This window comes from Nitrospirota bacterium, assembly GCA_016212185.1.
Classification (GTDB): domain Bacteria; phylum Nitrospirota; class Thermodesulfovibrionia; order UBA6902; family DSMQ01; genus JACRGX01.
In genome coordinates this window covers 22,077-28,076 of the sequence record JACRGX010000074.1, presented here as the reverse complement: position 1 = coordinate 28,076, position 6,000 = coordinate 22,077, and the positions used below count along the sequence as shown (strand labels likewise).

Genomic DNA, 6,000 nt, shown 5'->3' with positions numbered 1-6,000 from the left:
TTGGTCGCGCCCCACGCGGGCGCGTGGATTGAAATGCATTGTTCATGATTTTAATTTTGGGACTTAACGAGTCGCGCCCCACGCGGGCGCGTGGATTGAAATAGTTAATGCACAAATAGCTATTTGATTTGGGGTTGTCGCGCCCCACGCGGGCGCGTGGATTGAAATTCCAATATAAAGCAACTCAAAGCAAAAATAGAGTAGTCGCGCCCCACGCGGGCGCGTGGATTGAAATACCGTGAATATAAATCATTGCATGAATATTGGATGGGTCGCGCCCCGCGCGGGCGCGTGGATTGAAATATTGCCTGCTTGAAGCTAATCACAAAGATAAAACGTCGCGCCCCGCGCGGGCAAAATACGTATTAGTTTTTAAATACTGCCTTTAAAAATTCCCTATTCAGTTTGGCTATGAACTGCACTTTGATGCCTTTCGGGCAGGCAGCCTGACATTCGTAGTGGTTGCTGCAATTGCCGAAGCCTTCATTCAGCATTGACTCTGTCATCATGCACACGCGCCGTGCAGACTCAATTCGCCCTTGCGGAAGCATTGCAAGATGCGTTACCTTTGCAGCGGTAAAAAGCATTGCAGAACCATTAGGACAGGCGGCAACACATGCGCCGCAACCGATGCATTCAGCGGCATCCATTGCAGCTTCAGCAGCCTCTTTCGGAATAAGGACGGCATTGGCGTCAGGGACTCCGCCTGTATGTACGGATATATAACCGCCGGACTGAATAATGCGGTCAAGCGCCCCGCGGTCAACGATTAAATCCTTAATTACAGGGAATGCCTTTGCCCGCAGGGGTTCAATGTATATTGCATCGCCATCTTTAAAATGCCTCATGTGAAGCTGGCAGACCGTTGTCTTTTCCTTAGGCCCGTGAGGCACACCGTTAATAACCTGCGAGCATGAACCGCAAATGCCTTCGCGGCAGTCATGGTCAAAGGCGATAGGCTCTTTTCCATTTTTAACGAGATTCTCATTAACCGCATCCAGCATCTCAAGGAATGACATCTCAGGGCTTATGTTTTTTGCCTCGTGCCGCTCAAGCCGGCCCTGTTCATCAGGGCCTTTTTGCCGCCAGACAAATAATGTAAGGTTCACTTATAACTCCTTGCCGCAAGTTCTACATTTTCAAACTTCAGCGGTTCCTTGTGAAGCTCCGGCTCTCTGTCAACGCCTTTAAATTCCCATGCGGCAGTGTAGCAGAAATTCTCATCGTTGCGCCTTGCCCCGCCGTCCTGCGTCTGATGCTCAATGCGGAAATGCGCCCCGCAGGATTCCCTGCGGTGAAGGGCGTCGCGCGCCATCAGCTCTCCGAATTCAAGAAAATCCGCGATACGCCCCGCCCTTTCCAGTTCCTGATTTAATTCGCTGCCGCTGCCGGTAATTTTCACGTTTTGCCTGAATTCTGCGCGGAGCGGAGGAATTAATTGAAGGGCTTTCTTAAGTCCTTCCTCGCTGCGCACCATCCCGACATTATCCCAAAGTATCCTGCCGAGTTCACGGTGGAATTCGGATGCTGTTTTCCGTCCTTTAACTGAAAGGAGTTTTTTTATATAACTTTCAGCGTCATCCCTGGATTTTTTAAATTCAGAATGTTCTGCGTTAACTTTTCCCGGCGCTGTCTCAGCAAGGTAGTCTGATATTGTGTAAGGGATTATGAAATAGCCGTCTGCAAGCCCCTGCATAAGCGCGCTTGCGCCGAGCCGGTTAGCGCCGTGGTCTGAAAAATTAGCCTCGCCGAGCACAAATAGTCCGGGTATGCTGCTTTGCAGATTATAGTCCACCCACAGCCCGCCCATGGTGTAATGGGGCGCCGGGTATATGCGCATAGGCTGGTTATAGGCATTTTCTCCTGTGATTTTTTCATACATCTCAAAAAGGTTGCCGTATCTTTCACGGATTTTATCACGGCCCGAGCGTTTAATCGCATCTGCAAAATCAAGATAAACGCCTCTGCCGCCGCCTGCGCCGAATCCATTGTCGCAAATCTCTTTAACCGTGCGTGAGGCTATATCGCGCGGCGCGAGGTTCCCGTATGCAGGATACATGCGTTCAAGAAAGTAATCGCGTTCGTGTTCAGGGATTTCATGCGGCGCGCGCCTGTCCCCTTTATTCTTAGGCGCCCAGATCCTGCCGTCATTTCTAAGGGATTCTGACATAAGCGTAAGCTTTGACTGACGGTCCCCTGACGCGGGAATGCATGTTGGATGAATCTGCATAAAGCAGGGGTTTGCAAAAAACGCCCCTTTTTTGAAGGCGCGGTATGCCGCAGTGACGTTTGAACTCATTGCATTTGTGGAAAGGTAAAAAATATTTGAATAACCTCCGGTGCAGATACAGACTGCATCAGCCTCAAAACATTTAATCTCTCCGGTTACCATGTCGCGCACGGTAATCCCTTTTGCCTTGCCGTCAATAACCACGAGGTCCAGCATTTCTTTGCGGGGATGAAGAGTGACGGTTCTTGCTTTTATCTGGAGTGAAAGAGCTCCGTAGGCTCCGAGCAGTAATTGCTGTCCTGTCTGCCCTCTTGCGTAAAAGGTGCGCGAGACCTGCGCCCCTCCGAATGAGCGGTTTTCAAGATAGCCGGCATAGTCGCGCGCAAAGGGGACGCCCTGAGCAACGCACTGGTCAATGATATTATTGCTGAGCATAGCCAATCTGTATACGTTTGCCTCGCGCGCCCTGAAGTCGCCGCCTTTGATTGTGTCGTAGAAAAGACGGAGGATGCTGTCCCCGTCGTTCGGATAATTCTTTGCGGCATTGATGCCGCCCTGAGCTGCAATGCTGTGTCCCCGCCGGGGACTGTCCTGCAGGCAAAAGGCCTCAACATTATATCCAAGCTCTCCGAGCGCCGCGGCGGCAGATGCGCCTGCAAGCCCCATCCCGGCTATAATGATTTTATATCCTCTCCTGTTGGCAGGGCTTATGAGTTTTAATTCATGGCGCCGCCTGTCCCACTTTTCAGCAAGAGGCCCTGAGGGACATTTTCCGTCAAGAATCATAGGAACCTTAACACTCCCGCAAGAATAAAAACCGGTATTGCAATATACCCTAAAAAAATAATTATAGCCGCTAACATTCCGGACTTTATAACAACCGGGAAGGTCCGTTCGTTGTTTATTCCAAGCGTTTGAAAAGAACTTTGTATTCCATGAGCCAGATGTAAAGCTGTTGCGGCCATTGCCGCTATGTAAACAGATGAAATAAAGAAATTCTGAAAACTCAGCACAAGCATCCTGAACACATCAGGCCTTCCTGATGAAGCAATGTTTTTAACGGGAAAAACGGCATGGAAGGTGAAATGCAGAAGATGAAAAATAAGATAGGCCGCAATTGCAAGACCTGTCCATATCATAGTCCTTGATGCAAAAGTAGAGCGGAGATTTTTTCTGACCGCATAAGCATCAGGCTTTGCGGCATAGTTTTCAAGAGTAATCCGAATGCCGAAAAAAACATGAAGTGAAAGCGCCGAGAACATTATAAAACGGTATGCCCACACAAACAAACCGAGGCTGTGAAGTTTTGCGGCATATGCATTGATGCCGCCCGGTCCTGCAAAAACGGAGATATTTCCCATCAGATGCGCAATGACGAATATGACCATTAAAATACCCGTAATGGCCATCACAATTTTTCTGCCGGTGGTGTTTTTGAAAAATTGCATTTCCAGTTCAATGCCTTTCATGAAATAAATTTTTTGTCATGCATTTTTATTCAGCCGGCAGATGAAATATTTTACAACTTTTTTTGGAAAAATACACAGGGAGACTGAGGGGTTCAGTTTAAAAATGCGTTACAGGTGCACCAATCTGTTGCCGCCGCTTTTTTTGGCAAGGTAAAGCGCCTGATCCACTTTTTCCAGGAGCACCGGTATGTCCGCCGCAGCATCGTCAGGGCAGGTAATCAGCCCTATGCTGATGGTCAACTTATTGGGAGGCAGTTCTGCGTCTTGAAGTATGGGAGACAGTTCAATTTGTTCTCTCAGTCTTTCTGCGATGTATATTGCGTCAACCTTCTGGGTTTGCGGAAGAAGGACCATGAATTCATCCCCGCCGAATCTTGCCGCAATATCCATTGAACGCAGAGTAGTTGTAATGGTAGTTGCTAAAAATTTGAGGACCTTATCAGTTGCAATATGTCCGTAGGTGTCATTATATTTTTTAAATCTGTCAATATCAAGCATGAAAAGACTGAACGGCTGTTTGTATCTGTTAAAACGTGAAATCTCTTCGGTAAGCCTCTGGTCCAGAAAACGCCGGTTAAGCGCTCCGGTTAAAGGGTCGGTTATTGACAATTTTTTCAGCTCTTCGCTTTGTTTGTACAGCAGATTTCTTTCAATTGCAATTGCGGCGTTAGTCACAAGCGGCTGCAGGAGCCTCAGGTCGTTTTCATTGAATACTCCGCCCATTATCTTATCGGATATATTAAGTACGCCCGTTACCCTGTCTTCAATTTTCAGCGGAACGCTTAAAAATGATTTTGTTTTATAGCGCGGCTTGTTTTTCTGATTCAGCCTCGGGTCGCTCTCAACATCCTGCACCAGCATCGGTTTGCCGGTTTCAAACACCTTGCCGGCAATGCCTTCGCCTTTTTTAATTTTAATTTTTTTTGCCAGAATATTGTCTATTCCCTTTTTTGCCTCAACTAACAGTTCTAAGGTGGCGTAGTTTAAAAGCATTAGTGAGCCTTGTTCTGCCTTGAGAATTTGAGTGGATTTCTCCATGATGGTTTCCATCAGGCGGCCCCATTCAGTGACAGAGGCAATAGCCTCAGCGCTGTCTGTAATGGAATCCAGCATTTCATCCCGTTTCCCGTGGATTGCGAGCCTGAGGATATTATTTTCAAATGCAACTTTAGCGTGGTTTCTGAAGGCATTGATGATTTTCATGTTTTCATGGGAAAGTTCTTTGTCAAATATACATATCATTCCTTCCATTTCACCTGAAATAAAGATCGGGAAAATATGAACGGATTCAAGCCCTTGAATTTGTTTCTCCGCAAGGAACTTCCCTGCTTCGCCGGCGAGGTCTTTAAGCGCGAGGCTTAAAACCGCCGGCTTTGCGCCGGAGAGCCTGCGAACAAGCGAATTATCAGAGGCAAGGTTAATATTCATAAGATTAACACTGTGCGGGCCTTTGCTGTATATTGCGTTAAATCCTGAGGTCCGGATGTCTTTCAGTATTATTGCAGATGAAGTAGTCCCGATTACAAACTCAATTGCGTCTAAAATGTACCGGCAGGTAAGATCGGTATTTTTGGGAAATTTATCAAAAGCGCCGGTGTCAAATACCGCTGACAGTCTGCCGAGCTTTTCAGTAAGCCCGGTTTTTTCCTTGAGGTTGTTTAACAGGCAGTTTACTGATTTGTAGATATATTCAGCAATTTCTTTTACGCGGGCTTTGTCAACAAAACTGAGAGGGGCGTTGATTTGAATGTTTCTGTTGCATGCGATCTTCAAGAATTCAAGAAAATCCTCGTATGAGGCAAAGTTTCCCCTGCCTGCAATTGCAATTTTTCCCCCGATGTATTCTATGGGGACTGAAAAATTCATTATCCTGAAGGAGCACTTAGAGACCAACGGTTCATTTAGTTTCAGGGATTCCATGATTGATTGAATGCAGGATGCCGGACATCCTGAGCCGGTTCCAGAACATGATTTTATGACTTCGCATGCAGGATTTTCTTTTGTTGAATATATCAGGGCGCCGTCTGAATTATAGACGCTTATGGAGAATTCCGTGATGTTTGAAAGCAACAAGAGAAATTCTTTGCAATCATCAGAGGAAAGTAGCTGTTTAATAGATGGAGCTTTTTTCATAACCCCCCGTTTCCTCTGCGGAAAATTAGTGCTGAATGCCCTGGTGTTAGTGCTTTTACATTAACACATAATAAGCTGTCTGTCAAGCTTTTGGTCACCACTGTTGATAAATTTTACACCAATAAAGACAGTTATTTTCTATAATAATTAAGCTGTTATTTATTGTTT

The 6,000-nt window shown here is 46.5% G+C and carries 4 protein-coding genes and 1 CRISPR repeat array; all 4 genes read right to left on the bottom strand.

Annotation, left to right across the window (positions count from 1 at the left end; all coding sequences use genetic code 11):
- Positions 1 to 3: 3 nt before the first annotated feature.
- Positions 4 to 303: direct repeats of the CRISPR family, unit length 32 nt; unit sequence GTCGCGCCCCACGCGGGCGCGTGGATTGAAAT.
- Between the two features lie 62 nt (positions 304 to 365).
- The 4 genes from HZA10_08800 to HZA10_08785 all read right to left on the bottom strand — a co-directional run bounded on the left by HZA10_08800 (position 366) and on the right by HZA10_08785 (position 5,832).
- A complete protein-coding gene (locus tag HZA10_08800) occupies positions 366 to 1,109 on the bottom strand; it encodes a succinate dehydrogenase/fumarate reductase iron-sulfur subunit (GenBank protein ID MBI5196407.1) in 744 nt (247 codons plus the stop codon).
- The gene (locus HZA10_08795; GenBank protein MBI5196406.1) at positions 1,106 to 3,016 is read right to left on the bottom strand and encodes a fumarate reductase/succinate dehydrogenase flavoprotein subunit; all 1,911 of its coding nucleotides are present in this window, start codon (positions 3,014 to 3,016) and stop codon (positions 1,106 to 1,108) included. The genes HZA10_08800 and HZA10_08795 overlap by 4 nt, the downstream gene beginning before the upstream one ends.
- On the bottom strand, positions 3,013 to 3,678 hold the full coding sequence (locus HZA10_08790) for a succinate dehydrogenase cytochrome b subunit (GenBank protein MBI5196405.1): 666 nt from the start codon (positions 3,676 to 3,678) through the stop codon (positions 3,013 to 3,015). The genes HZA10_08795 and HZA10_08790 overlap by 4 nt, the downstream gene beginning before the upstream one ends.
- 129 nt (positions 3,679 to 3,807) lie before the next feature.
- Positions 3,808 to 5,832 (bottom strand): diguanylate cyclase, encoded by a 2,025-nt coding sequence (locus tag HZA10_08785; GenBank protein MBI5196404.1) that lies wholly within the window; start codon positions 5,830 to 5,832, stop codon positions 3,808 to 3,810.
- Positions 5,833 to 6,000: the final 168 nt, after the last annotated feature.

What these genes read in the sequence shown, in the direction of transcription:
- HZA10_08795 (MBI5196406.1), bottom strand. Translation starts at nt 3,016, where the DNA reads ATGATTCTTGACGGAAAATGTCCCTCAGGGCCTCTTGCTGAAAAGTGG.
- HZA10_08790 (MBI5196405.1), bottom strand. Translation starts at nt 3,678, where the DNA reads ATGCAATTTTTCAAAAACACCACCGGCAGAAAAATTGTGATGGCCATT.
- HZA10_08785 (MBI5196404.1), bottom strand. Translation starts at nt 5,832, where the DNA reads ATGAAAAAAGCTCCATCTATTAAACAGCTACTTTCCTCTGATGATTGC.